23 protein-coding genes and 1 pseudogene are annotated in these 23264 nt (G+C 63.8%); 14 read left to right on the top strand and 10 right to left on the bottom strand.

Annotated elements, in window-relative coordinates; genetic code table 11:
- Positions 1–106 precede the first annotated feature (106 nt).
- On the top strand, positions 107–778 hold the full coding sequence (locus tag ACZ0BA_RS20440; RefSeq protein WP_463453021.1) for a glutathione S-transferase family protein: 672 nt from the start codon (positions 107–109) through the stop codon (positions 776–778).
- Positions 779–823: 45 nt separating this feature from the next.
- Here the strand turns inward: ACZ0BA_RS20440 and ACZ0BA_RS20435 are convergent, their stop codons facing one another.
- Positions 824–1057, bottom strand: a complete 234-nt coding sequence (locus ACZ0BA_RS20435) for a hypothetical protein (protein WP_463453020.1) — start codon at positions 1055–1057, stop codon at positions 824–826.
- A 129-nt stretch (positions 1058–1186) separates the two neighbouring features.
- On the opposite strand from ACZ0BA_RS20435, the gene ACZ0BA_RS20430 reads away from it, so the two are divergent.
- Both ACZ0BA_RS20430 and ACZ0BA_RS20425 read left to right on the top strand, forming a co-directional pair.
- Positions 1187–1963, top strand: a complete 777-nt coding sequence (locus ACZ0BA_RS20430) for a 5'-3' exonuclease (RefSeq protein ID WP_463453019.1) — start codon at positions 1187–1189, stop codon at positions 1961–1963.
- 38 nt (positions 1964–2001) lie between these two features.
- Entirely contained in the window at positions 2002–2430 is a 429-nt protein-coding gene (locus ACZ0BA_RS20425) for a response regulator (protein WP_463453018.1), read from the top strand.
- A gap of 158 nt (positions 2431–2588) precedes the next feature.
- Here ACZ0BA_RS20425 and mnmA read toward each other — a convergent pair whose 3' ends face one another.
- Positions 2589–3701 carry a tRNA 2-thiouridine(34) synthase MnmA gene (mnmA, locus tag ACZ0BA_RS20420; RefSeq protein ID WP_463453017.1) on the bottom strand — a complete coding sequence of 371 codons (1113 nt, stop codon included), beginning with the start codon at positions 3699–3701 and terminating at the stop codon, positions 2589–2591.
- A 15-nt stretch (positions 3702–3716) separates the two neighbouring features.
- Positions 3717–4214: an NUDIX hydrolase gene (locus ACZ0BA_RS20415; protein WP_463453016.1), complete on the bottom strand. Its 498-nt coding sequence runs from the start codon at positions 4212–4214 to the stop codon at positions 3717–3719.
- Positions 4215–4517: 303 nt separating this feature from the next.
- Here ACZ0BA_RS20415 and ACZ0BA_RS20410 point away from each other — a divergent pair, with 303 nt between their 5' ends.
- The 3 genes from ACZ0BA_RS20410 to ACZ0BA_RS20400 are packed head-to-tail and all read left to right on the top strand — an operon-like array spanning position 4518 to position 7435.
- Positions 4518–5630 (top strand): Re/Si-specific NAD(P)(+) transhydrogenase subunit alpha, encoded by a 1113-nt coding sequence (locus tag ACZ0BA_RS20410; protein WP_463453015.1) that lies wholly within the window; start codon positions 4518–4520, stop codon positions 5628–5630.
- A 12-nt stretch (positions 5631–5642) separates the two neighbouring features.
- Positions 5643–5969: an NAD(P) transhydrogenase subunit alpha part 2 gene (locus ACZ0BA_RS20405; RefSeq protein ID WP_463453014.1), complete on the top strand. Its 327-nt coding sequence runs from the start codon at positions 5643–5645 to the stop codon at positions 5967–5969.
- Entirely contained in the window at positions 5966–7435 is a 1470-nt protein-coding gene (locus ACZ0BA_RS20400) for an NAD(P)(+) transhydrogenase (Re/Si-specific) subunit beta (protein WP_463453013.1), read from the top strand. Before ACZ0BA_RS20405 ends, ACZ0BA_RS20400 begins: the two co-directional genes overlap by 4 nt.
- A 23-nt stretch (positions 7436–7458) precedes the next feature.
- On the opposite strand, the gene ACZ0BA_RS20395 is transcribed toward ACZ0BA_RS20400, so the two are convergent.
- Genes ACZ0BA_RS20395 through ACZ0BA_RS20380 form a run of 4 tightly spaced genes read right to left on the bottom strand, consistent with a single transcriptional unit; the run spans position 7459 to position 11801 of the window.
- The gene (locus ACZ0BA_RS20395; protein ID WP_463453012.1) at positions 7459–8610 is read right to left on the bottom strand and encodes an FAD-dependent monooxygenase; all 1152 of its coding nucleotides are present in this window, start codon (positions 8608–8610) and stop codon (positions 7459–7461) included.
- Entirely contained in the window at positions 8607–9977 is a 1371-nt protein-coding gene (locus ACZ0BA_RS20390) for an aminopeptidase P N-terminal domain-containing protein (RefSeq protein ID WP_463453011.1), read from the bottom strand. Before ACZ0BA_RS20390 ends, ACZ0BA_RS20395 begins: the two co-directional genes overlap by 4 nt.
- Positions 9977–10720, bottom strand: coding sequence for an N-acetylmuramate alpha-1-phosphate uridylyltransferase MurU (gene murU / locus ACZ0BA_RS20385; protein ID WP_463453010.1), 744 nt, complete (start codon positions 10718–10720; stop codon positions 9977–9979). Before murU ends, ACZ0BA_RS20390 begins: the two co-directional genes overlap by 1 nt.
- 10 nt (positions 10721–10730) lie before the next feature.
- Positions 10731–11801 (bottom strand): aminoglycoside phosphotransferase family protein, encoded by a 1071-nt coding sequence (locus ACZ0BA_RS20380; protein ID WP_463453009.1) that lies wholly within the window; start codon positions 11799–11801, stop codon positions 10731–10733.
- A 107-nt stretch (positions 11802–11908) separates the two neighbouring features.
- Here ACZ0BA_RS20380 and ACZ0BA_RS20375 point away from each other — a divergent pair, with 107 nt between their 5' ends.
- The 5 genes and pseudogenes from ACZ0BA_RS20375 to ACZ0BA_RS20355 form a co-directional block, all read left to right on the top strand.
- Complete coding sequence (locus tag ACZ0BA_RS20375; RefSeq protein WP_463453008.1) at positions 11909–14173, top strand: LPS-assembly protein LptD; 2265 nt, start codon at positions 11909–11911, stop codon at positions 14171–14173.
- A 112-nt stretch (positions 14174–14285) separates the two neighbouring features.
- Positions 14286–15749, top strand: coding sequence for a peptidylprolyl isomerase (locus ACZ0BA_RS20370; RefSeq protein ID WP_463453007.1), 1464 nt, complete (start codon positions 14286–14288; stop codon positions 15747–15749).
- A 67-nt stretch (positions 15750–15816) separates the two neighbouring features.
- Positions 15817–16884, top strand: coding sequence for a 4-hydroxythreonine-4-phosphate dehydrogenase PdxA (gene pdxA / locus ACZ0BA_RS20365; protein ID WP_463454799.1), 1068 nt, complete (start codon positions 15817–15819; stop codon positions 16882–16884).
- 21 nt (positions 16885–16905) lie between these two features.
- Positions 16906–17676 (top strand): 16S rRNA (adenine(1518)-N(6)/adenine(1519)-N(6))-dimethyltransferase RsmA, encoded by a 771-nt coding sequence (gene rsmA, locus ACZ0BA_RS20360; protein WP_463453006.1) that lies wholly within the window; start codon positions 16906–16908, stop codon positions 17674–17676.
- A 407-nt stretch (positions 17677–18083) separates the two neighbouring features.
- A pseudogene (locus tag ACZ0BA_RS20355) lies at positions 18084–18197 on the top strand (16S rRNA (adenine(1518)-N(6)/adenine(1519)-N(6))-dimethyltransferase); the annotation flags it as partial.
- A 342-nt stretch (positions 18198–18539) separates the two neighbouring features.
- On the opposite strand, the gene ACZ0BA_RS20350 reads toward ACZ0BA_RS20355, so the two are convergent.
- Positions 18540–19187, bottom strand: a complete 648-nt coding sequence (locus ACZ0BA_RS20350) for a hypothetical protein (protein ID WP_463453005.1) — start codon at positions 19185–19187, stop codon at positions 18540–18542.
- A gap of 38 nt (positions 19188–19225) precedes the next feature.
- Positions 19226–19867 (bottom strand): hypothetical protein, encoded by a 642-nt coding sequence (locus ACZ0BA_RS20345; protein WP_463453004.1) that lies wholly within the window; start codon positions 19865–19867, stop codon positions 19226–19228.
- A 202-nt stretch (positions 19868–20069) separates the two neighbouring features.
- Here ACZ0BA_RS20345 and ACZ0BA_RS20340 point away from each other — a divergent pair, with 202 nt between their 5' ends.
- Positions 20070–20777 (top strand): HAD family hydrolase, encoded by a 708-nt coding sequence (locus ACZ0BA_RS20340; protein WP_463453003.1) that lies wholly within the window; start codon positions 20070–20072, stop codon positions 20775–20777.
- Between the two features lie 80 nt (positions 20778–20857).
- On the top strand, positions 20858–21874 hold the full coding sequence (gene hrcA, locus ACZ0BA_RS20335) for a heat-inducible transcriptional repressor HrcA (RefSeq protein ID WP_463453002.1): 1017 nt from the start codon (positions 20858–20860) through the stop codon (positions 21872–21874).
- A 10-nt stretch (positions 21875–21884) separates the two neighbouring features.
- Here the strand turns inward: hrcA and fur are convergent, their stop codons facing one another.
- Positions 21885–22313, bottom strand: coding sequence for a ferric iron uptake transcriptional regulator (fur, locus tag ACZ0BA_RS20330; RefSeq protein WP_090325074.1), 429 nt, complete (start codon positions 22311–22313; stop codon positions 21885–21887).
- Positions 22314–22606: 293 nt separating this feature from the next.
- Between fur and ACZ0BA_RS20325 the strand changes: the two genes are divergently transcribed.
- On the top strand, positions 22607–23260 hold the full coding sequence (locus tag ACZ0BA_RS20325) for an outer membrane protein assembly factor BamE (RefSeq protein ID WP_463453001.1): 654 nt from the start codon (positions 22607–22609) through the stop codon (positions 23258–23260).
- Positions 23261–23264: the final 4 nt, after the last annotated feature.

The following is a 23264-nucleotide window of genomic DNA, read 5'->3' as shown; positions in this document are numbered from 1 at the left end:
CTGTTTCTTACGGGAATCCATTACCGATCGGTGAGGGCGGGCGGCCGCCAATAATGCTAAGCTAGCACGATCGCGGCGCACGGCCGTTCTTTTTCGGGAAACCACCATGATCGTTGTCCACCACCTCAACAATTCACGCTCGCAGCGCGTGCTCTGGCTGCTCGAGGAACTGGGGCTGGATTACGAGATCGTGCGCTACCAGCGCGATCCCAAGACCATGCTGGCGCCGCCGGAACTGCGCGCCATCCATCCACTGGGCAAGTCGCCGGTGATCACCGACAACGGCATTGTTGTGGCCGAGTCGGGTGCGATCGTCGAATATCTGGTCGAGACCTACGGCAACGGCCGCCTGGTACCGCCGGCCGGCACCGCCGAGCGCCGCCGCTGGACGTACTTCCTGCACTTCGCCGAGGGTTCGGCGATGGCGCCGCTGCTGATGAAGCTGGTTTTCGACCGGGTCGAGACCAGCCCGGCACCGTTTTTCGTCAAGCCGATCGCCAAGGCCATCGCGAGCAAGGTCAAGGGCAGCTATATCCTGCCGCAGATCGAAGCGCAGCTGACCTATCTGGAAAATGAACTGGCCGCGGCGCCGTGGTTCGCCGGCGCCGAGTTCAGCGCGGCCGATATCCAGATGAGTTTTCCATTGGAGGCCGCCGCCGCCCGTGGCGGGCTCGACGCCAACCGTCCCAAACTGACCGATTTCCTCAAGCGCATCCACGCCCGCCCGGCCTTCCAGCGCGCGATCGAGCGCGGCGGGCCGTATGAGCTGTTGAAGTAAGGGGCACCAAATGGCACCAGACCAACGCATGCGTGTCGAGCAGAATCATTTGAGGAACTCGTATCCGTCCGGTTCTATTGGAAAGATGATGTCCTCTTCATTCAACAGCACGCCACGCTGGGGATGGTGCGAAATCGCCGGCCCGTGCTGGAACTTGCGGATTTCCATCACTGCACGACCATCTTTTTCGATATACAGCGGGCCGTCCGACTCGATCAGGCGTTCGTAGAGCTCAGGCGCCTTGGCCTGGAATTCCGCTAGCGAAATACTGGTGACCATTGCGACCTCCTTCGGCTTGAGTAAGCTCAAATCATAGACCTGTCAGAGCCGGATGCAATGCCGATTCAGCCAGGGTTTGATCCACGTCGGGTAAAATGGCGGCTTGATCAAGCCCGGATGAATTTGAACATGGGTCGACTCCTTGCCATCGACGGCCTCAACATCGTGCGCCGCGTCTACGAAGCCAGTCCCGAACCCGACAGCGCCGAAAAGGCCGACATCGCGCTGCGCCACGCGCTGTCGTCGTTCCGTACGCTGGTCCACGACCACGAACCGACGCACGTGCTGCCGGCCTTCGACTTCGGCGGGCGCACCTGGCGCCACGACCTGTATGCCAACTATCGTGAAGGCCGCGCGCCGATGCCGTCGCCGTTGCGCGAGGCGCTGCCGGCGTTCTACGACAAGCTCGCCGGCTTCGGCATGCACGTCGTCTCGCTGCCCGAGGTCGAGGCCGACGACGTGATCGGCACCGTGGTGCTGCGCTGGCTGGCCGACGGCCGCGGCGAGGCCACCATCGCCACCACCGACAAGGACCTGCACGGCCTGATCGCCCACGGCGCGCGCGTATGGGACCATTTCAAAAGCGAATGGCACGACCATGCCTGGGTCGAGCAGAAGTGGGGCGTGCCGGCCGACCAGCTGCCGGACCTGCTGGCGTTGATGGGCGACGTCACCGACTCGATTCCCGGCGTGTCCAAGGTGGGCGTCAAGACGGCGGCCCGACTGTTGCGTACTTACGGCAATCTGGACGCCATCATGGCCGGGGCCGGCATTCTGAAGGATACACTGGGCGAAACTCTACGAAAAGAGCGCGAAATGCTGTATCTTTCCAGACAATTGGTGCAATTGAAAACAGATGTGCGGGTCGGCGTGACCTGGAATATGCTGGCCTGGGACCGGCAGTAGCCGGTGGCGCGCGCACTCAACAGAACAAGGTTTGCAAGATGTTAAAAGCGGTCATTATCGATTCGAGCGCGGTGGCGCGCGGCTTGCTCAACACGGTGTTGCTCGACGGCGGCTACGACGTGGTGGGCCAGAGCCACACCTGCGCCGCCGGGCTGGCGCTGCTGATCAAGTTCAATCCGCACATCGTCTGCATCGCCCGCGAGCAGATGGAAAACGGCGAGGACGTGGTGCAGGAAATCCGGGCCAAGTGGCCCAAGACGCTGATCTTCATGGTCTCGAGCGAATTCGACGCCGCCACCATCCAGGCCGCGCACGCGATGGGCGTGAGCGGCTTTATCGTCAAGCCGTTCAAGGCCGACACGGTGCTCAACACGATCCGCAATGTGGTCATCGCGATGGTCAAGCGCCAGCGCGCCGCGATGGCGGACAAGGACGCCGCGCCGGAAGCCGGCGACGAAGCCAACTAACCTGCGGGGGTCAAGTCTGTCATTCGGACACGAGGCCAACCTGCGGGGGTCAAGTCTGTCATTCGGACACGAGGCCGGCCGTAGCATATCGACATGGTTGAGGTCGTGTCCGAATGACAGACTTGACCCCGGCGAAAGGTTGAGGTCGTGTCTGAATGTCAGACTTGACCCCCGAAGGTGGAGCTGTCGATGATGCCGCCGCCCAGGCATACGTCGCCGTCGTACAGCACGGCCGACTGGCCCGGCGTGACCGCCCACTGCGCATCCATGAATTTCAACGCGAAGTCCGAGTCGCCCTCGGGCGCGATCTCGCACGCCACGTCGGCCTGGCGGTAGCGCGTCTTGGCCGCCATCGCGCGCGGCGACGGTGCCTCGCCGGCGATCCAGCTGGCCTGGTCGGCGCGCAGGTCCGACGACAGCAGCCACGGATGCTCGTGGCCCTGCACGATGTACAGCGTGTTGTTGGCCACGTCCTTGCGCGCCACGTACCAGGCGTCGCTGCTGCCGTCCGGGTTCTTGTACGCCTTCATGCCGCCAACGCCGATGCCCTTGCGCTGGCCCAGCGTGTAGAACGACAGGCCGACATGCTCGCCGACGGTCTTGCCGTCGTCGGTCTTCATCGGTCCCGGTTTGTACGACAGATAGCGATTTAAAAATTCGCGGAACGGACGCTCGCCGATGAAGCAGATGCCGGTCGAATCCTTCTTGGCCGCGTTGGGCAGCTTGAGTTTTTCGGCGATCTGGCGCACTTCGGTTTTCGGGATTTCGCCCAGCGGGAACAGGGTCTTCGACAACTGCGCCTGGTTCAGGCGGTGCAGGAAGTAGCTCTGGTCCTTGGTATGGTCGACTGCCTTGAGCAGCTCGAACTTCTCGCCGTTCTGGCGCACGCGCGCATAGTGGCCGGTGGCGATCAAATCGGCGCCCAGGTGCATCGCGTGGTCGAGAAAGGCCTTGAACTTGATCTCGGCGTTGCACAACACGTCCGGGTTCGGCGTGCGGCCGGCCTGGTATTCGCGCAGGAAGTCGGCGAACACGCGGTCCTTGTATTCGCTGGCGAAGTTGACCGCCTCGATGTCGACGCCGATGACGTCGGCCACGCTGGCCGCGTCGATCCAGTCCTGCCGCGTCGAGCAGTATTCGGAGTCGTCGTCGTCTTCCCAGTTCTTCATGAACAGGCCGACCACGTCGTAGCCTTGCTCCTTGAGCATCCAGGCCGCGACCGAGGAATCGACTCCGCCCGACATACCGATCACGACTTTTTTCTTGCTCATTACTTTTCCAGCTTTCTATCCATTAGCGGTGCTCACCGCGTCCTTGAACACGGAGGCGTGTGTTTGTATCAGTTCCAGCGGGGCGCGGCGCCCGGCCAGGTATTCGTCGACGCATTGCAGCACCGTCGGGCTGCGGTGACGGTCGGCGCAGGCGGCCAGCTCGTCGCGCGTGAGCCACATCGTGCGCAGGATGCCCTCGTCGAGCGGGCGGTCGTGCTGCGCGCCGGGCGTGCCGCAGAACGTGAAGCGCAAATACGTTACTTCCTCGCCGGTGCGGTTGGAGGTGTAGCGCGACATGTACATGCCCACCAGCGCCGTCGGCGTGAAGTCGTACGCCGTCTCTTCCAGCGTCTCGCGGATCACCGCCTGCTCGAGCGACTCGTACGGGTCGAGATGGCCGGCCGGCTGGTTGATGCGGATGCCGTCGCTGGTCTCTTCTTCGATCAGCAGGAATTTGCCATCCTTTTCGACGATGGCGGCAACAGTAACAGAGGGTTTCCAGATACGCGGCATGTGTCATCCTTGAAAGAGCCGACATTTTAGCCTGTTCCGGCGGTTTGGTTTGAAACCCCGATGGCTAAAAGATGAGTTCGTGTTGAACAAAAACAAGGTTTGTGCGGATTAACCATGATTGACTGTGTGGTTTGCGCCGGATCCAGCATTTTCGACGGTATTTCGTGATAAATAGTCATAAATGATGTGATAAAACTGATATGTATTGATAAATACACATTCAGTATGATGGTTCCCCGGACAGCCGCAGGCCCGGCATTTCCGTGTTAGATTCTAGTCAGTTTGTTAATCATTGGAGGCACCATGAGAATAAGCGTACCGGCCGAGACAAGGTCGGGGGAGACACGGGTCGCGGCCACGCCCGAAACAGTCAAGAAGCTGGCAGCCAAACACGAGATACTGGTGCAATCGGGTGCCGGGCTGGCCGCCTCGGTCACCGACGAAGCCTATGCGGCGGCCGGCGCCCGCATCGTCGATGCCGCCGAGGCTTACTCGGCCGACGTGGTGCTGAAGGTGCGCGCCCCCAATGCGGAGGAGCGCGCGCGCATCAAAGCCGGCACCGTGGTGATCGGCATGCTCAACCCCTTCGATGCCGACAACAACGCCGCCATGGCCACGGCCGGGCTGCAGGCCTTCGCGCTCGAGGCGGTGCCGCGCATCACGCGCGCGCAGTCGATGGACGTGCTGTCCTCGCAGGCCAATATCGCCGGCTACAAGGCGGTGCTGGTGGCGGCCAACACCTACCAGCGTTTCATGCCGATGCTGATGACAGCGGCCGGCACGGTCAAGGCGGCGCGGGTGCTGATCATGGGCGTGGGCGTGGCCGGGTTGCAGGCCATCGCCACGGCCAAACGCCTTGGCGCCGTGATCGAGGCGTCCGACGTGCGTCCACCGGTCAAGGAGCAGGTTGAATCGCTGGGTGCGAAATTCATCGACGTGCCATTCATCACCGACGAGGAAAAGGAAATCGCGCAGGGCGTGGGCGGCTACGCGCGGCCGATGCCGGCCGACTGGATGCGCCGCCAGGCGGAGCTGGTGCACGAACGCGCCAAGCTGGCCGACATCATCATCACCACCGCGCTGATACCGGGGCGTCCGGCGCCGGTGCTGATCTCCGAGGAGACGGTCAAGGCGATGAAGCCGGGTTCCGTAATCGTCGACCTGGCGGTGTCGCAGGGCGGTAACTGCCCGCTGTCGGAACTGAATAAAACGGTGGTCAGGCACGGCGTGCACATCGTCGGCGAGCCCGATCTGGCGACCCTGGTGGCGGCCGACGCGTCGGCGCTGTACGCGCGCAACGTGCTCGATTTCCTCAAGCTGATCATCGACAAGGAAGACAAACTGGTGATCGACCGCGAGGACGAAATCATCAAGGCGACCTTGCTGTGCGCCGGCGGCGAACTGTTAAGAAAATAAAAAGGAGACATCATGGAAGTGAGCCACACCATCATCAATCTCATCATCTTCGTGCTGGCGATCTACGTCGGCTACCACGTGGTCTGGACCGTCACGCCAGCGCTTCATACGCCGCTGATGGCGGTGACCAACGCCGTCTCGGCGATCATCATCGTCGGCGCCATGCTGGCCGCCTCGTTGACCGAGGGCGTGATCGGGCAGGTCGCCGGCACCGTGGCTGTGGCGCTGGCCGCCGTCAATGTGTTCGGCGGCTTTCTGGTCACCCAGCGCATGCTGGAGATGTTCCGCAAGAAGGAGCCGAAGGCCAAGCCAGCCGCCAAGCCGGGAGATCACGCATGAACTTCATCTCCATGAACCTGGTGACGATGATGTACCTCATCGCATCGGTGTGTTTTATCCAGGCGCTCAAAGGGCTGTCGTCGCCGGGCACCGCGCGCACCGGTAACGCCTTCGGCATGTCCGGCATGGCGATTGCCGTGGTGACGACGATCGCGCTGATCCTCAAGCTGCGCGCGGAGGCGGTGGCCGCCGGCACGGGCGGCGGCATGGGGCTGGCGCTGGTGCTCGTTGGGGTTGTGGTCGGCGGCGGCATCGGCGCGGTGCTGGCCAAAAAAGTCGAGATGACCAAGATGCCGGAGCTGGTGGCCGCGATGCACTCGCTGATCGGTCTCGCGGCGGTGTGCATCGCGGTGGCGGCGGTGTCGGAGCCGCACGCTTTCGGCATCGCGGCGGTCGGCACGCCGCTGCCGTTCGGGAACCGCATCGAACTGTTCATCGGCACCTTCGTCGGCGCCATCACCTTCTCCGGATCGGTGATCGCCTTCGGCAAGCTGTCGGGCAAATACAAGTTCCGCCTGTTCCAGGGCGCGCCGGTCAGCTTCGCCGGCCAGCACATGCTGAATCTGGTCCTGGCGATTGTCATGGTCGGACTCGGGCTGGTGTTCTGCTTTGCCGGCGGCGTCGAGCCGGCGTGGACGCCGTTCCTGGTGATGACCGCGATCGCCTTCGTGCTGGGCGTGTTGATCATCATCCCGATCGGCGGCGCCGACATGCCGGTGGTGGTGTCGATGCTGAACTCCTACTCCGGCTGGGCGGCGGCGGGCATCGGCTTCTCGCTCAATAACGCGATGCTGATCATCGCCGGTTCGCTGGTCGGCTCGTCCGGCGCGATCCTGTCGTACATCATGTGCAAGGCGATGAACCGTTCGTTCTTCAATGTGATCCTGGGCGGCTTTGGTGGCGCGCCGGCGGAGGCGGGCGGCGGCGGGGCCAAGGAGCAGCGTCCGGTCAAATCGGGTTCGGCGGACGACGCCTCCTTCATCATGGCCAACGCGGAAAGCGTGATTATCGTGCCGGGCTACGGCCTGGCGGTGGCGCGTGCGCAGCACTCGCTCAAGGAGCTGGTCGAGAAGCTGACGCACAAGGGCGTGAGCGTGAAGTACGCGATCCATCCGGTGGCCGGGCGCATGCCGGGGCACATGAACGTGCTGCTGGCCGAGGCCGAGGTGCCGTACGATCAGGTGTTCGAGATGGAGGACATCAACGGCGAATTCGGCCAGACCGACGTGGTGCTGATATTGGGCGCGAACGACGTGGTCAATCCGGCGGCCAAGGATCCAAAGTCGCCGATCGCCGGCATGCCGATTTTGGAGGCGTACAAGGCCAAAAGCATCATCGTCAACAAGCGGTCGATGGCCTCCGGTTACGCAGGGCTGGATAATGAGCTGTTCTACCAGGCCAATACGATGATGGTGTTCGGCGACGCCAAGAAGGTCATCGAGGATATGGTGAAGGCGGTGGAGTAATCTCTACGTGGTGCACGGTCGGATCAACGGCGGCCGTACATCATCAGCTCGGCCAGCAATCCGCGCGCCGGGCCGGCCATGTCGATGGCGGCCAACGATAGCCCAAGCAGCGCCTGTGCCGGCGAGTCGTTGGCGAACACCCGCGCCATCGTATCTGTCAGGCGTACCGTCGTGGTCCGGTCCTGCCGGCGAAGCTCGGTGAACTGCGCCAGCATCGCCGGCGTGGCGCCTTGCGCCAACAAACGCGCCAGCACCGTGACGTCGCGCAGGCCCAGATTCAAACCCTGCCCGGCGACCGGATGCAAAGTCTGCGCGGCATTGCCGATAGCGACCGTGCGGCCCGTCGCGCGCGGATCGGCATTCAACCCAAGCGCGAAGGCCAGTCGTGGCGAAGCATGCGTGAAGCGGCCCACGCGCTCGCCGAACGCCTCGCCCAGCGCCGCCAGGAATGCCTTGTCGTCCAAGGCCTGCAACGTGGTGGCCAACTCGGGCCGCACACACCACACCAGCGAGTATTCGTCACCCTGCGGCAGCAGCGCCAGCGGGCCTTGTCCGGTGAACCGTTCAAAGGCACGATGCGCGATCGGCCGGCTGCTGCGCACCTGCGCGATGATCGCCGTCTGCCGGTAATCCCGCCGTTGCGAACGGCTTTCCTGGTTGTCGAACAAACCGCCTTCCGCCTGCACGACGATGGCGGCGTTTAACGATTTCGCTTCCCCGGTCGCGGTGTCGGTGATGGTCAGCACCACGGAATCGGACAATTCGTCGAGCGCTTCCACGCGGGCAGGACGCAGTGTTGCGATGCCGGCACGCTCGCAGACCGCGCCCAAGGCCGTCACCAGATCGCCGTAGCGGGTGACGTAGCCGAGCGCCGGTACTTTGTGTTCATCGCGGTCTATCATGCTGCGGCCGAATTGCCCGCGACGGGAGACGTGGATTTGATGGATGGCCGTCGCCGGCACGGGCCAGGCGCCGATTTCCTCGAGTATCTGACGGCTGCCGTAGGACAGCGCGATCGAGCGCGGGTCCTTGCTGGCCTGTGCCAGCGACTTGGCGTCGATCAGCGTGATGCGCCCGGCGGGCATGCCGCGCTTGACCAGCAATGCCGCCAGTACCATGCCGGCCGGCCCCGCGCCGCAGATGGCGACGTCGCTATGGTTCTGGAAATCCGTCATCGCTGGCGCATTACTTCTTCGATGTCGGTCACCGTCTTCGGGGCGGCCGCACTCAGGTTGGTGTGGCCGCCGGCCGTCACCAGCACGTCGTCCTCGATGCGGATGCCGGTGTTCCAGTACTCTTGCGGCACGCCGTCGGCCGGGCGCACGTAGATGCCCGGTTCCACCGTCAGCACCATGCCCGGTTGCAGCGCGCGCGAAGGCTTGCCGGCCGCGTTCACGTCGCGATACAGGCCGACATCGTGCACGTCCATGCCGAGCCAGTGGCCGGTGCCGTGCATATAGAACCGCATATAGTGCTTGTTGGCGATGACGTCGTCCACACTGCCGTGGGCATCCTTGTTCAGCAGCCCCAGATCGAGCATGCCCTCGGACAGCACCCGCAAGGCCGCGTCGTGGGCGCCGGAGTAGGGCAGGCCCGGGACGATGGCTGCCAGTGCGGCCGATTGCGCCGCCAGCACCAGTTCATACAAGCGCCTTTGCGGCGCCGAATAACGGCCGTTGACCGGATAGGTGCGGGTGATGTCCGACGCGTAGCCATCCAACTCGCAGCCGGCGTCGATCAGCACCAGGTCGCCGTCTTCCGTTTGCGCGTTGTTGGCGCTGTAGTGCAGCACGCAGGCGTTGGCGCCGGCGGCGACGATCGAGTTGTAGGCCGGCGCCTGGGCGCCGCTGCGGCGGAATTCGTACAGCAGTTCCGCCTCGATCTCGTACTCGTACATGCCGGGGCGCGAGGCGCGCATCGCCCGCGCGTGCGCGGCGCTGGAAATGGTGGCAGCGCGCAGCATGGTGGCCTGCTCGCCGTCGTCCTTCAACAGGCGCATTTCGTCGAGCAGCGGCAGCAGGTCGACAGCGCTGGCTGGCGGCGTGACGCCGGTGCGCGCCATGCGCCGCACGTTGCCCAGCCAAAGTTTGATTTGCGCGTCGAGTGCGGGATTGCTGGCCAACGCGCAGTACAGCGCCGGCGCGTCGGCCAGTAGCTTGGTGATTTCTTCGTCGAGGTCTTCGACAGGATAGGCGGCGTCGAAGCCGAAGGCCGTGCGCGCGGCGTCCGGGCCGTGGCGGAAGCCGTCCCAGATTTCGCGCTCGACATTCTTCTGGCGGCAAAACAGGATAGAGCGCGCCGGCGTGCCGTCGGCGCGCGCGGCTGCCAGCACCACCACGCTTTCCGGCTCGGTAAAGCCGGTCAGGTAATAGAAATAGCTGTCGTGACGATATGGATAATCGCTGTCGCTGTTGCGCGCTACTTCGGGCGCGGTGCCCAGCACGGCCACGGCGCCAGCCGGCATCGCCGCCAGCACGCGCGCGCGGCGTCCGGCGTACGTTTCGATCGCGGGAACCATCGCGGTAACCATCGCGGCCGGCATCAGCGCGCCACCCGGGCGCCAGGCGCCATCGATGCCAACGGCGCGTTCAGCTTGTCGAGCTGTTCGACGGTGCCGACGTTGTGCCATTCGCCTTCGTACACTTCGCCACCCACCTGTTTTTTGTCGATGAACGAGCGGATCAACGGGCCCAGCTTGGCGTGCTCGCCGGGCGCGATGCCGTCGAACATGTCCGGCCGGTAGACGCCGATATTACCGAAGGTCCATTTGGGCGCGCCCTCGGTGGTGTCATTGGTGAGCGAATACATCGTCAGGCCGAAGTCGCCCTTCGGATGGAAGTCCGGATTGGGCACCAGGTACAACCAGCAGACGTCGCGCTGGTCGGCCGGGTAGGGCTTGCCCCACATGTCCTCGTCCTTGAGCACGTCCTTGACCTGCTCGAAGTCGAAATACGGGCAATAGATATCGCCCGACACGGCCACGAACGGCTCCTGGCCCAGCAGGTGGCGCGCGGTGGCGATGCCGCCGGCCGTTTCCAGCGCGGTCGCCTCGCGCGAGTACAGCAGTTTGGCGCCGTATTTGCTGCCATCGCCCAGGGTCTGCTCGATGACGTCGCCCAGGTGGGCCGTGTTGATGACGATCTCGCTGATGCCTGCGCGTACCAGGTTGACGATGTGCCAGACGATCAGCGGCCGGCCGCGCACTTTCAGCAGCGGCTTGGGGCAGGTGTCGGTCAGCGGGCGCATGCGCTCGCCACGCCCGGCGGCGAAGATCATCGCTTTCATAGCCCCCCCGTCAGAACGTGTAGCCGACTTGCGGCTGCTTGTCCTCGAGCGCGTCGAGCAGGCGCACCAGCGGCTTGAGGTCCTTGTAGCGATTGGCCGTCTTGCGCACGTAGTCCATCACGGTCGGCAAATCGCCCAGGTACTGCTCCTTGCCGTCGCGGTGGTACAGGCGGCAGAACAGGCCCAGGATCTTCAGGTGGCGCTGCAGGCCCATGTACTCGAAGTCTTTGTAGAAGGCGTCGATGTCCTTGTTGACCGGCAGGCCGGCCGACTTGGCGTGCTGCCAGTAGCGGATCGCCCAGTCGAGCACCAGTTCCTCGTCCCATTGCACGTAGGCGTCGCGCAGCAGCGAGGCCAGGTCGTAGGTGATCGGGCCGTACAGCGCGTCCTGGAAGTCGAGCACGCCCGGATTGCCGGCGTCCATCCACATCAGGTTGCGCGAGTGGAAGTCGCGGTGCACGAACACTTGCTGCTGCGCCGTCACATTGGCCAGAATTGCCTCGAACACGCCCTGCAGCTCGGCGTTTTGCTTGTCGGTCAGCGTCGCGCCCAGATGCTTGCCGATGTACCACTCGGGGAACAGGTTCATCTCGCGCAGCAGGAAGGCGCGGTCGTATTCGGGCAGCACGTCGGGCGTGCTGGTGACCTGGAACCGCACCAGCGACTCGAGCGCCTCGGCGTACATGGTCGAAGCGTTGTCGTGATCGAGCACCTGCAGGTAGGTCGTCACGCCGAGGTCGGACATCAGCATGAAGCCGCGCTCGTAGTCGGTGGCGACGATGCGCGGCACCGTGACGCCGGCCTGCGTGAGCATTTCGTCAACTTTGACGAAGCCCAGCACGTTTTCGCGTTCCGGCGGCGCGTCCATGACGATCAGGGTGGCGCCCAGCGAGGCGCGGTGCGCCGGCAGCACGTCCACGCGGAAGTAGCGGCGGAAGCTGGCGTCGGCAGAGGCCGGACGGGCCGTTGCCACATCGACCACATCGAGCGTGGCAAGCCAGGCGGTCAGCGCGGCCAGGCGGGAATCGGTGGGCGGAGTTGCTCCAGATGTATCTGAAGTTAAATTCTGTAATAAAGACATTAAGCGAACCGTGGAAACCGGCGTAAGGTGAAGATTCCCATATAATAAGGGATTCAAATTAAAAAATCGCCTTTCATGGTGTTTCCTCCCTTCTTTTCATGAGCTGCATGCGCTGGCTACTGGCCCCCCCAACTACGCACCGCTGGGCGTATGCCCTGACCGCCATCGTCACTGTGTCGGCAGTGCCTTCGTACGCCTATGCCCAGGCCGCCACGCCCAAGGCGCGCGCGCCGCGCGTGGAGGACCCGAACGCCGTCACCACCGTCAAGGCCGAGGACATCAGCGGACGCCCGGAGCGCGAGGTCGTGCTCCAACGTGACGCCGAAATCGTCAAGGATAAGACCAAGGTCCAGTCCGAGTACGCCTGCTTCCGCCAGGTCGAGAACGAAGTCGAAGCCAAGGGCGACGTCAAGATCTGGCGCTACGGCGACTACTACACCGGCACCGAGCTCAAGCTCAACATGGACTCGGGCAAGGGCTATATGCTCAGCCCGACCTACCGGATGGAGGCCAACAACGCCCAGGGCAGCGCCGAGCGCATCAACTTCATCAACGAGGACGAGGCGCAGGTCGTCAACGGCACCTACAGCACGTGCGAGGGCACCAATCCGGACTGGTACCTGCGCTCGAGCACGCTCAACCTGGATTCCGGGCGCGACGTCGGCACCGCCAGCCACACTGTGGTGTATTTCAAGGACGTGCCGATCCTGGGCACGCCGGCGCTGTCGTTCTCGCTGTCGGGCGCGCGCCGCTCCGGCTGGCTGTCGCCGACGCCGGGCGTCGGTTCGCGCACCGGTCCCGAGCTGGTGGTGCCGTATTACTTCAACATCGCCCCCAATCGCGACCTGACCTTGTTCCCGAAGATCATCACGCGGCGCGGCTTCCAGCTTGGCGCGCACGGCCGCTACATGGGGGAGACCGAGGGCGGCCTGTACCAGGGCGACACCTACGCCGAGTATCTGCCGCACGATAAAAAGTATGTGCCGGAAAAGCCGGGCGGCTCGACCGACCGCTGGACCGTCAGGTCTTCGCACAAGCAGGACATCACCGAGGACTGGGCGTTCTCGTGGAACCTGCGGGCCTCGTCGGACAACAACTATCCGAACGATTTCTCCAAGACCGTCTCGAGCTCGACCGAGCGCCAGCTGCTGCGCGAGCTGCGCACCGACTACCATGGCGACATCTGGACCCTGACCGCGCGCGTGCAGAAATACCAGGTGCTGCAGGACCCGGCATCGGTCACCGACCCGTCGCTGTTCGTCTCGCGCCCGTACGACCGGCTGCCGGCGATCAACTTCCACGCCGCGCAGTACGACGTGGCCGGCGGCTTCGACTGGGCCTTCGATAGCGAGCTGACCCGCTTTACGCACCCGACCCTGATCAACGGCACCCGGCTGGTGGGCATTCCGCAACTGAGCTACCCGATCGTCGGCCCGAGCTACTTTATTACGCCCAAGGTCATGGTCAACCTGGCCAGCTACTCGCTCGACAGCCTGGGCACGCAGCCCTCGCGCAACCTGTCGCGCGTGGTGCCGACCGTCTCGCTGGACTCCGGCCTGGTGTTCGAGCGCGACGTCAAGTTCCAGAACAAGGAGATGACGCAAACGCTCGAGCCGCGCCTGTTCTATGTCAAGACGCCGTACCGCGACCAGAGCCAGTTCCCGACCTTCGATACCGACGTGGCCACGTTCAACTTCAGCCAGATCTTCAGCGAGAACCGCTTCGTCGGCTCGGACCGTATCGGCGACGCCAACCAGCTGACCGCCGCGCTGGTGTCGCGCTTCCTCGACGCCTCCGGCGCCGAGCAGCTGCGCCTGGCGTTCGGTCAACGCTTCTACTTCGAGGACCAGCGCGTGCAACTGGCCTCGACCACGCCGGTGAGCGAGGCCCGCTCCGATATTCTGCTGGCCGCCAACGGCCGCATCTCCGAACACTGGGGCTTCGACAGCGCGTTGCAGTACAATCCCAGCCAGAGCCGCGTGGTGTCCCAAAGTTACACGGCCCAATGGATCCCGGCGCCCAAGAAAGTGCTCAACATCGGCTACCGCTATCTGCGCGACAGCTTCAAGAACATCGAAATCTCCAGCCAGTGGCCGATTTTCCAGCGCTGGTACGGTGTCGGCCGGGTCAGCTATTCCATGCAGGATAGCAAGATCCTCGAGAGCCTGATCGGTCTCGAATATAAAGCCGACTGCTGGGTGTTCCGCATGGGCGCGCAGCGCTTCGTGACGACGTCGACCACCGCGTCGACGCCGATCTTCTTCCAGCTCGAGCTCAACGGCCTGTCGCACCTTGGTGTGGGCAGCCCGATCGAGGCCATGAAAAACAGTATTCCGGGGTATCAGCGTTTGAACGAGGGCTACGGCCGCTAAGCAAGGCATCCGGGCGCCCGCCGTCGTTCCCCTGTTCGGGGCGCGCGCCTTTTGATTTTTTTTACACCTGACTCATGAGCGTTCTACCATGCGTAATGCCAGTATGTACCAAATGAAGCTACTCGCCGTCCTGTTGTGCACCACCGCCCTCGGCGGTTGCAGCCTGTTCTCCAAAAAACCGGCGCCGGCGCCAGCCGCTGCGGTCACCGCCCCGGCAGCCAACGCCGCCAACGCCGCCACCACGGCGGCGCCGGCCGCCAAAACCGACGCCAAGGCCGACGGCAAGGGCTTTATTCCGCCCGGCGCGTCGAGCAATGTCGCCATCGATTCGATCGTTGTCGTCGTCAATGACGACGTCATCACCCAACGCGAGCTGGCCAACCGCATCAAGGCCGTCACCGCCCGCATGAAGGCGCAGAACGTGCAGATGCCGGCCGAGGCCGACCTGCAGCGCCAGCTGCTCGAGCGCATGATCGTCGAGCGCGCGCAATTGCAGATGGCCAAGGAGATGGGCGTGCGCGTCGACGACACCCAGCTCGACCGCGCCATCGGCCGTATCGCCGAATCCCAGAAAGTGAGCGTGCAGGACATGCGCAACCAGATGGAAAAGGACGGCATAGCGTTCGCTTCGTTCCGCGAAGAGATCCGCGAAGAGATCATCATGCAGCGTCTGCGCGAGCACGAGGTCGATTCCAAGATCCAGATTTCCGACGCCGAAGTCGACAGCTTCATCGCCGCCGAAAAAGCGGCCGCCGCCGAGCAGACCGAGATCAACATCTCGCAAATCATGGTGCGCATTCCGGACAACGCCACCGCCGAAGTGATCGCCCAGCGCCGCGCGCGCGCCGAGGAAGTGATGCGCCAGCTGCGCACCGGCGCCGACTTCGCCAAGATGGCCGCCACCTATTCGGACGCGAGCGACGCGCTGCAGGGCGGCGTGGTCGGCTGGCGTCAGCCCGAGCGGCTGCCGCCGGTGTTTGCCGAGGCGCTGGCCAAGCTCAAGCCGGGCCAGGTCACGCCTATCATTAAAAGCACAGGCGCCTTCCACATCCTGAAGGCGGTCGACCGCCGCAGCGTGGCCGAGGCGCAAGCCGCGCAGTCGGTGCAGCAGACCCACGCGCGTCACATCCTGATCAAAGTCACGCCGACGATGAGCGCGGCCGACGCCAAGCGCAAGCTGGCCGAACTGAAGGAACGCCTGGACAACAACGCCGCCAAGTTCGAGGACCTGGCGCGCCTGGTGTCGAACGACGGCTCGGCTTCCAAGGGCGGCGACCTGGGCTGGCTGTACCCGGGCGACACGATGCCCGAGTTCGAGACGGCGATGAACAACCTGAAAATCGGTGAAGTGTCGCAGCCGGTTGAAACCAGCTTCGGCGTCCACCTGATCGAGGTGCTCGAGCGCAAGAGCGACGACGTCTCCAAAGAGCGCGAGCGCAACAACGCGCGCCAGGCCATCCGCGACCGCAAGATGGAAGAGGCGGCCGAGAGCTGGCAGCGCGAAGTGCGCGACCGCGCCTACGTCGAATTCCGCACCGAAGAGGGCGCCGCCGCAGCAGCCGCGGCGAAACAGTAATCCGCCAGCCGACAGGGGAGCACGCATGAGCGCCACTTCATCCACCGGGCGCACAGATGTGAGCCCCATGTTTCCCGCCCGCCGGCGTCAGGGGCGGCCGGTTGTCGCCGTCACCGTCGGCGAGCCGGCCGGCATCGGCCCGGAGATCTCGATCCGCGCCGCCTGGGCGCGCCGGCACGAGGTCAACTGCGTGCTGCTGGGCGACGCCGCCTTCCTGTCGATGATCGCCGCCGACATCGACCCGGCGATCCACCTGTCGGCGCTGTCGCTGCAGGCGGTGCGCAACGGCGGCCTGCCGCACTTCGGCCCCGAGCGCATCAGCGTGATCGACGTCCCGCTCGACGCCCACGTCGTGCCCGGCAAACTCGACAAGAACAACGGCCGCGCCGTGCTGGCGACCCTGGACGCCGCCATCGAAGGCGTGCGCGCTGGCTGGTTCGAGGCGGTCGTCACCGCGCCGCTGCAAAAGAGCACCATCAACGACGCCGGCGTCAAATTCTCCGGCCACACCGAATATTTCGCCGACCAGACCGGCACCGCGCAAGTGGTGATGATGCTGGCCGGCCAACCACAGGCCCCGGCCGGCGGCTCGGCGCCGCCGCCGTTGCGGGTGGCGTTGGCCACCACCCACCTGGCGCTCAAGGACGTTGCCGCCGCCATTACGCAAGAGGGTCTGGCGCGCGTGCTCGACATCATCGACCACGACCTCAAAACCAAATTCGGCATCGCCGCCCCGCGCATCCTGCTGTGCGGCCTGAACCCGCACGCGGGCGAGGGCGGTTACCTGGGGCGCGAGGACATCGACGTGATCGCGCCGGCCATCGCGGCGGCGCGCGCGCGCGGTATCGACGCCAACGGCCCGTATCCGGCCGACACGCTGTTCCAGCCCAAATACCTGAAGGACGCCGACTGCGTGCTGGCGATGTACCACGACCAGGGCTTGCCCGTGCTCAAGTACGCCACTTTCGGGCAGGGCGTCAACATCACGCTGGGCCTGCCGCTGATCCGCACCTCGGTCGACCACGGCACCGCGCTCGACCTGGCCGCGCAGGGCCTCGGCCTGGCGGACTGCGGCAGCATGGAAGCGGCCATCGCCTCCGCGCTGGCGATGGCCGACGCCGTCGCCGGTCTCTAACACACTTATTCAAAGAACATTATGAAACACGTAGCCCGCAAACGCTTTGGCCAGAACTTCTTGCACGACAAATACGTCCTGTCGAGCATCACCGAGGCCATCGCCCCGGCGCCGGACGACGCCATGGTCGAGATCGGCCCCGGCCTGGGCGCCATGACCGAGCAGCTGATGCGCACGCTCAAGATGATGCACGTGGTCGAACTCGACCGCGATCTGGTCGCCCGTCTGGAAAAAACCTACAACCCGGCCAAGCTGACCATCCACGCCGGCGACGCGCTCAAGTTCGACTACAGCACGATCCCGGTGCCGGAAGGGCAGAAGTTGCGCATCGTCGGCAACCTGCCTTACAACATCTCCAGCCCGTTGCTGTTCCACCTGGCGACGTTCGCGCCGCTGGTCAAGGACCAGCACTTCATGCTGCAAAAAGAGGTGGTCGAGCGCATGGTGGCCGAGCCGGGCAGCAAGACCTACGGCCGCCTGTCGGTGATGTTGCAATGGCGCTATGACATGTCGTTGCTGTTCGTGGTGCCGCCGGAAGCGTTCGATCCGCCACCGAAGGTCGAATCGGCGATCGTGCGCATGATCCCGGTGGCCAATCCGCTGGCATGCGACGGCCCGACGCTCGAGGCGGTGGTGCTGAAGGCGTTCTCGCAACGCCGCAAGGTGATCCGCAACTGCCTGGCCGGCATGTTCACCGAAGCGCAGATCGTCGAAGCCGGCATCGACCCGACCCACCGTCCGGAAACGGTCGGCCTGGCCCAGTACGTCGCCCTCGCCAACCTCCTCAAATAACCCCACCCCGGGGTCAAGTCTGTCATTCAGACACGACCTCGGCTGTAAGTCCGGCGGTACGGTAGAGTTCATGTCCGAATGACAGACTTGACCCCCGCTCTCTGGAAACGGTCGGCCTGGCCCAGTACGTCGCCCTCGCCAACCTCCTCAAATAACCCCACCCCGGGGTCAAGTCTGTCATTCAGACACGACCTCGGCTGTAAGTCCGGCGGTACGGTAGAGTTCATGTCCGAATGACAGACTTGACCCCCGCTCTCTGGAAACGGTCGGCCTGGCCCAGTACGTCGCCCTCGCCAACCTCCTCAAATAACCCCACCCCGGGGTCAAGTCTGTCATTCAGACACGACCTCGGCTGTAAGTCCGGCGGTAAGGTAGAGTTCATGTCCGAATGACAGACTTGACCCCCGCTCTCCGGCATGTTCACCGAAGCGCAGATCGTCGAAGCCGGCATCGACCCGACCCACCGTCCGGAAACGGTCGGCCTGGCCCAGTACGTCGCCCTCGCCAACCTCCTCAAATAACCCCACCCCGGGGTCAAGTCTGTCATTCAGACACGACCTCGGCTGTAAGTCCGGCGGTACGGTAGAGTTCATGTCCGAATGACAGACTTGACCCCCGCTCTCGGTAAGTCCGGCGGTACGGTAGAGTTCATGTCCGAATGACAGACTTGACCCCCGCTCTCCGGCCCTTTTCACAAAACGACAGGCAAAAAAAAGCCCGCTGGTTAAAGCGGGCTAAATCCAATTCCTTTGCAAGAAGTGGAGGAGACAAGTGCAGTATGCTGCGTCGCGGTATATCACGCCACTTTATTTTTCACATATCCAACATTAGGGATGTGAATATCTGCGGTCTCCCCTGTCGAATTACTTAGGCTTGCACTCCACGAGCAGGTTGGTTACGGCCGCTTCGCCCATGACGCCGACGCCGTTTTTGACGGTGCAATTGATGTCGGTCGAGCTCAACGTGGCGTCCGGGTGGATCGTGACGCCATAGGACTGGCCGTCCGCCACCGGCGTGCTGAACGCGAAATCGCCGGCGCCGCTGCCGTCGACCGGGCTCGACAATGTTACCTGACCGCCCGCCGAGCCGTTCAACAAGGTGACCGTGCGCAACACGGCAGCCGTGGTGCCGACCGCCTGGCTGACCGGGAACAGGCCGGTGAACTGACCGCCCAACGCATAGACCCTGCGCGCGCAGGAGATGCCCACCGAGATCGCCACCGTCTGGCCGGCGGAACCGGTGTTGATGGAGGTGAACTGGCACAGCATATGCTCAGGCTGCTGGGCGAAGGTGACGGCGTAACTGGTGCCGTAGCCGATCTGGCGCGGGAAGCTGAAGCTGCTTGCACCGGCCGGTACGGAAATGGTCTCGCCGCCATTGCTCAGTTGCAGCCCTGGCGTCGCCAGACCGACGATCGTGCCTTGCACCGTGTACTGCGCCTTGCCGCCGCAACCGGCCATCAGGGCCGCCGCGCTCACCGCCACGATGGCGCCCAGATACGATAATTTCATGTAATTCTCCAAAGATTAAGCCGACCCGCGCGGCGTAGTTATTTTGCGACGCAATTGACGACCAGTCGGCTGTCATTGCCGGCTGGCATTACGCCAGCGCCCGGCACGCCGTTGGTGACGGGCGCGGTGAGCGAGCAGATGCGGTTCGACGGCTGCGCCAGTACGGTCACGCCGTAGGGCGAGCCTTCGCCCACGGTGCTGGCGAATGTGAAGTTGGCAGCGGCGCCGCCCGCCGCCGGCGCGACGTACACGGTGTCCGGGCCGTTGGCCAGGGTCACGCCGTCGTTGTTGCCGGCCACGCCATCATCGGCCAGGCCCTGTACCACGCCGCCCAATGTCCAGGGATTCAATGTGCAGTTAATCTGCACGCGGGTCGAGGTATAGACGTTGGCCTTGTTGTTGTTTTCGGTGGCCTTGCAATTGGCGCCGGACGGGTGCGTATCGACTTCAACGTCGAACTGCTCGTCGATCGCCAGGAAGCGGGTAAAGACGAACACGGTCGTGCCCTCGGCGACCGTGAGCTTTTCCCCGGTCGACTTGTTGATCAGAACCAGACCCGACCTGGTCAGGCCGCTGATGGTGCCCCCCAGTTGCAGGCTGCCGCCGCCGCTACCGCCGCAAGCGCTCAAAATCATGGCACACAGCAGGGCCAGGCCAGCACGCGTATACATACTTTTCATAAAATCTTCTCCAAAACGAATAGGGCCGGCAGCACGCACGGGTGCAGCATCTTACACGGATTTGCCCCGTATTTTAGTGCATTTGGTAACACCAGTCCCCCCAATGGATGTAACAGCTTGTTAGGGACGCGCGCAAGGCGGGCTGCGTCCGGCCCGCGATCGGTGCGACAATAGTCCGGAGCCCACTTATTCTAATCGCCCCATGACGCCACGCCCACCGCTAGCCCTGCTGTTCGATCTTGACGACACCCTGTGGCCGATCGGCCCGGTCATCGCGGCGGCCGAAACCGGCTGGCACGCCTGGCTGGCCGAGCGCGCGCCGGCCGTGACGAGCAAGTATTCGGTCGAGGCGCTGCGTGCGTTGCGCCTGGCGCTGCTGGAAAAACAGCCGGAGCTGACGGCCGACCTGTACCGGCTGCGCCGCGTCGCGCTGGAGGCCGTATTCGCCGAAACCGGCGAGGACGCCACCCACATCGACGGCGCGATGGAACACTTCAACGTGTTGCGCAACGCCGTCACCTTGTTCGACGACGTCGCTCCCGTGCTGGCCGCACTGGGCGGCATGCTGCGGCTGGGCGTGATCACGAACGGCAACGCCGATCTTGAAGTCATCGGCCTCCACCACCATTTTGAAGTGGCGCTGGCCTCGGCCCGCTTCGGCCGCGCCAAGCCCGACCCGTCCATTTTCCTGGCGGCCTGCGAGGCGATGGGCGTGGCCCCGGCGGACACGGTCTATGTCGGCGACGACCTGCGCCTGGACGTGCGCGGCGCGCAGTCGGTGGGCATGCGGGCGGTGTGGATGAACCGCACCGGCAGCACCGCCCACCTTGAGGCTGGCATCGTGCCAGACGTGATCTGCGCCGATTTCCACGACTTGTTGGCATGGGTGAGGCAACAACTGGGCGATTGATGTCACAGGACAGCCCCCGGCCGGCGTGGAGCGTGCATAATAGGTAAATACGGACTCCCTCGGCAAATTAGATATACAGTATGCAACTCGACACACGCGCTCAAACCCTGCTTAAAGCCTTGGTGGAACGCTATATTGCGGACGGCCAGCCGGTCGGCTCGCGCGCGCTCTCCAAGATCTCCGGCCTTGACCTGTCGCCGGCGACAATCCGCAATATCATGGCCGACCTCGAGGAGCTTGGCTATGTCGCCAGCCCGCACACCTCCGCCGGCCGCGTGCCGACGCCGCGCGGCTACCGCATCTTTGTCGACACCTTGCTGACGGTGCAGCACCTGGACGAGCAATCGGTCGAGGGCCGCATGCGCCTGCAGGCGCCGCAGCCGCAAAAAATGATTTCCAATGCGGCGCAGATGCTGTCGTCGCTGTCGCAGTTCGCCGGCGTGGTGCTCAGCCCGCGCCGCGAATCGGTGTTCCAGCAGATCGAATTCCTGCGGCTGGGCGAAAAGCGCATCCTGCTGGTAATCGTCGGCCCCACCGGCGACGTGCAAAACCGCCTGCTGCTGACCGATGTCGATTACAGCCCCACGCAGCTGATCCAGTCGGCCAACTACATCAACCAGAACTACGGCGGGCTGGCCTTCGACGAGGTGCACACGCGCTTGCAGAACGAAGTGCGCCAGTTGCGCGACGACATGGGCCGGCTGATGCAGGCGGCGGTGGAGGCGGGCAGTGAGGCGATGGCGGACAACTCGGACGACATGGTCATCGCAGGCGAGCGCAACCTGCTGTCGGTCAGCGACTTGTCGTCGAACATGACGTCGCTGCGGCAGATGTTCGACATGTTCGAGCAAAAGACGGGGCTGATGCAACTGCTGGACGTATCGAGCAAGGCCAGCGGCGTGCAGATTTATATTGGCGGCGAGTCGAGCCTGGTGCCGATGGACGAGATGAGCGTGGTGACCGCGCCTTACATGGCCAACGGCAAGATCGTGGGAACCCTGGGAGTGATCGGCCCGACCCGCATGGCCTATGAGCGCGTGATACCGATCGTCGATATCACGGCCAAGCTGTTGTCGAACGCGTTAAGCCACAATTAGGCGCGACGGCCTACGGGCGGTGCGGGCAGGCGGTTTTGATGCAATTGCCATAAATCGCCAGCGCGTGCTCGGCGATCTTGAAGCCGCGCTCCTTGGCGACCATCTGCTGGCGCGTTTCGATCTCTTCGTCGAAGAACTCTTCCACCCGGCCACAGTCCAGGCATACCAGGTGGTCGTGGTGGGAACCTTCGTTGAGCTCGAAGATGGCCTTGCCGGTTTCGAAGTGGTTGCGGTTCAGCAGGCCGGCTTGCTCGAACTGGGTCAGCACGCGGTAGACGGTGGCCAGGCCGACGTCCATATTGTCGGCCAGCAGGATCTTGTAGACATCCTCGGCCGTCAGGTGACGCACGTCGCTGTTCTGGAAGATGTCCAGGATTTTGAGGCGAGGCAGCGTGGCTTTGAGGCCGCTGGCCTTCAGATCGGTTGGATTGTTACCCATGTTGGACACTCTTATTCTGGTTGGCGATAGCTAGACGACAGTTTAACGCACTCCGCGAGCCGCCGCACTCATTGCCGTCATCTTATTGCGCCATCGGGCGGCTGCCGGCGTTTGCAAACATTTACACTTGCGCCTTGCAAAACAAGGACATAAGCCCTGTTTTACAGGATAATGCTGTACCTTTGCGTGCCCGTGCAGCCCCTTCCAGGGGCATCCGACCGGCATCGTGCTGGCATTGTGCTTTATGATATAGCGTTTTTCGGCATTTCCGCTCGACCAGATTGAGGACACTTATGCGCGTCACCCCGGTTTTATTGCAGTCTTTGTCGCACCGTTTTACCCGCCGTGCTCCGTTGCTCGCAGGCGCCGTCTGCGTCGCGCTGGCCGCCGGCGGCTGTGCTTCCAACACCACGCTGGGCGAGAAATCGAACCAGGTCAAGGAAACCGGGACCACCCTGGACGCCAGCAAAGGTGCGCAAACGACCACCATCACGCCGCTGCAAAAGTTCATGTGGTTCTTCTCGCCATACCGTCCTGACATTCAGCAAGGTAACTTTGTATCCGAAGAAATGTTGGCGCAATTGAAAGTCGGCATGACGCGCGACCAGGTCCGCTTCATCTTCGGCACCGCGCTGCTGGCCGACCCGTTCCACGCCAACCGCTGGGACTACGCGTTCCGCATGGCCAAGGGCAACGGCGAAGTCACCACCAGCCGCGTGATCGTCTTCTTCGACAACGACGGCAAGGTCGCGCGCTGGGAAGGCGGCAACCTGCCGACCGAAAAAGAATATATCGCCCGCATCGCCGGTCCGGCGCCGAAGATCAAGAAAAATCCGGACGCGCCCGAGAACAAGCCGGCGTCCAGCGCGCCGCCGCCGACGACGACCGGCAGCGACAACGCCGCGCCCCAGCCGGTGGGCGTGACGGTGGGCAATCAGAACAAATAAGGAA

Source organism: Duganella sp. AC917, assembly GCF_979258245.1.
The sequence above is the reverse complement of the archived record's forward strand: the minus strand, read 5'-3'. Positions and strand labels throughout refer to the sequence as shown.

Coding starts and splice junctions, on each gene's coding strand:
- ACZ0BA_RS20440 (WP_463453021.1), top strand. CDS start 107: ATGATCGTTGTCCACCACCTCAACAATTCACGCTCGCAGCGCGTGCTC.
- ACZ0BA_RS20435 (WP_463453020.1), bottom strand. CDS start 1,057: ATGGTCACCAGTATTTCGCTAGCGGAATTCCAGGCCAAGGCGCCTGAG.
- ACZ0BA_RS20430 (WP_463453019.1), top strand. CDS start 1,187: ATGGGTCGACTCCTTGCCATCGACGGCCTCAACATCGTGCGCCGCGTC.
- ACZ0BA_RS20425 (WP_463453018.1), top strand. CDS start 2,002: ATGTTAAAAGCGGTCATTATCGATTCGAGCGCGGTGGCGCGCGGCTTG.
- mnmA (WP_463453017.1), bottom strand. CDS start 3,701: ATGAGCAAGAAAAAAGTCGTGATCGGTATGTCGGGCGGAGTCGATTCC.
- ACZ0BA_RS20415 (WP_463453016.1), bottom strand. CDS start 4,214: ATGCCGCGTATCTGGAAACCCTCTGTTACTGTTGCCGCCATCGTCGAA.
- ACZ0BA_RS20410 (WP_463453015.1), top strand. CDS start 4,518: ATGAGAATAAGCGTACCGGCCGAGACAAGGTCGGGGGAGACACGGGTC.
- ACZ0BA_RS20405 (WP_463453014.1), top strand. CDS start 5,643: ATGGAAGTGAGCCACACCATCATCAATCTCATCATCTTCGTGCTGGCG.
- ACZ0BA_RS20400 (WP_463453013.1), top strand. CDS start 5,966: ATGAACTTCATCTCCATGAACCTGGTGACGATGATGTACCTCATCGCA.
- ACZ0BA_RS20395 (WP_463453012.1), bottom strand. CDS start 8,610: ATGACGGATTTCCAGAACCATAGCGACGTCGCCATCTGCGGCGCGGGG.
- ACZ0BA_RS20390 (WP_463453011.1), bottom strand. CDS start 9,977: ATGCCGGCCGCGATGGTTACCGCGATGGTTCCCGCGATCGAAACGTAC.
- murU (WP_463453010.1), bottom strand. CDS start 10,720: ATGAAAGCGATGATCTTCGCCGCCGGGCGTGGCGAGCGCATGCGCCCG.
- ACZ0BA_RS20380 (WP_463453009.1), bottom strand. CDS start 11,801: ATGTCTTTATTACAGAATTTAACTTCAGATACATCTGGAGCAACTCCG.
- ACZ0BA_RS20375 (WP_463453008.1), top strand. CDS start 11,909: ATGCGCTGGCTACTGGCCCCCCCAACTACGCACCGCTGGGCGTATGCC.
- ACZ0BA_RS20370 (WP_463453007.1), top strand. CDS start 14,286: ATGAAGCTACTCGCCGTCCTGTTGTGCACCACCGCCCTCGGCGGTTGC.
- pdxA (WP_463454799.1), top strand. CDS start 15,817: ATGTTTCCCGCCCGCCGGCGTCAGGGGCGGCCGGTTGTCGCCGTCACC.
- rsmA (WP_463453006.1), top strand. CDS start 16,906: ATGAAACACGTAGCCCGCAAACGCTTTGGCCAGAACTTCTTGCACGAC.
- ACZ0BA_RS20350 (WP_463453005.1), bottom strand. CDS start 19,187: ATGAAATTATCGTATCTGGGCGCCATCGTGGCGGTGAGCGCGGCGGCC.
- ACZ0BA_RS20345 (WP_463453004.1), bottom strand. CDS start 19,867: ATGAAAAGTATGTATACGCGTGCTGGCCTGGCCCTGCTGTGTGCCATG.
- ACZ0BA_RS20340 (WP_463453003.1), top strand. CDS start 20,070: ATGACGCCACGCCCACCGCTAGCCCTGCTGTTCGATCTTGACGACACC.
- hrcA (WP_463453002.1), top strand. CDS start 20,858: ATGCAACTCGACACACGCGCTCAAACCCTGCTTAAAGCCTTGGTGGAA.
- fur (WP_090325074.1), bottom strand. CDS start 22,313: ATGGGTAACAATCCAACCGATCTGAAGGCCAGCGGCCTCAAAGCCACG.
- ACZ0BA_RS20325 (WP_463453001.1), top strand. CDS start 22,607: ATGCGCGTCACCCCGGTTTTATTGCAGTCTTTGTCGCACCGTTTTACC.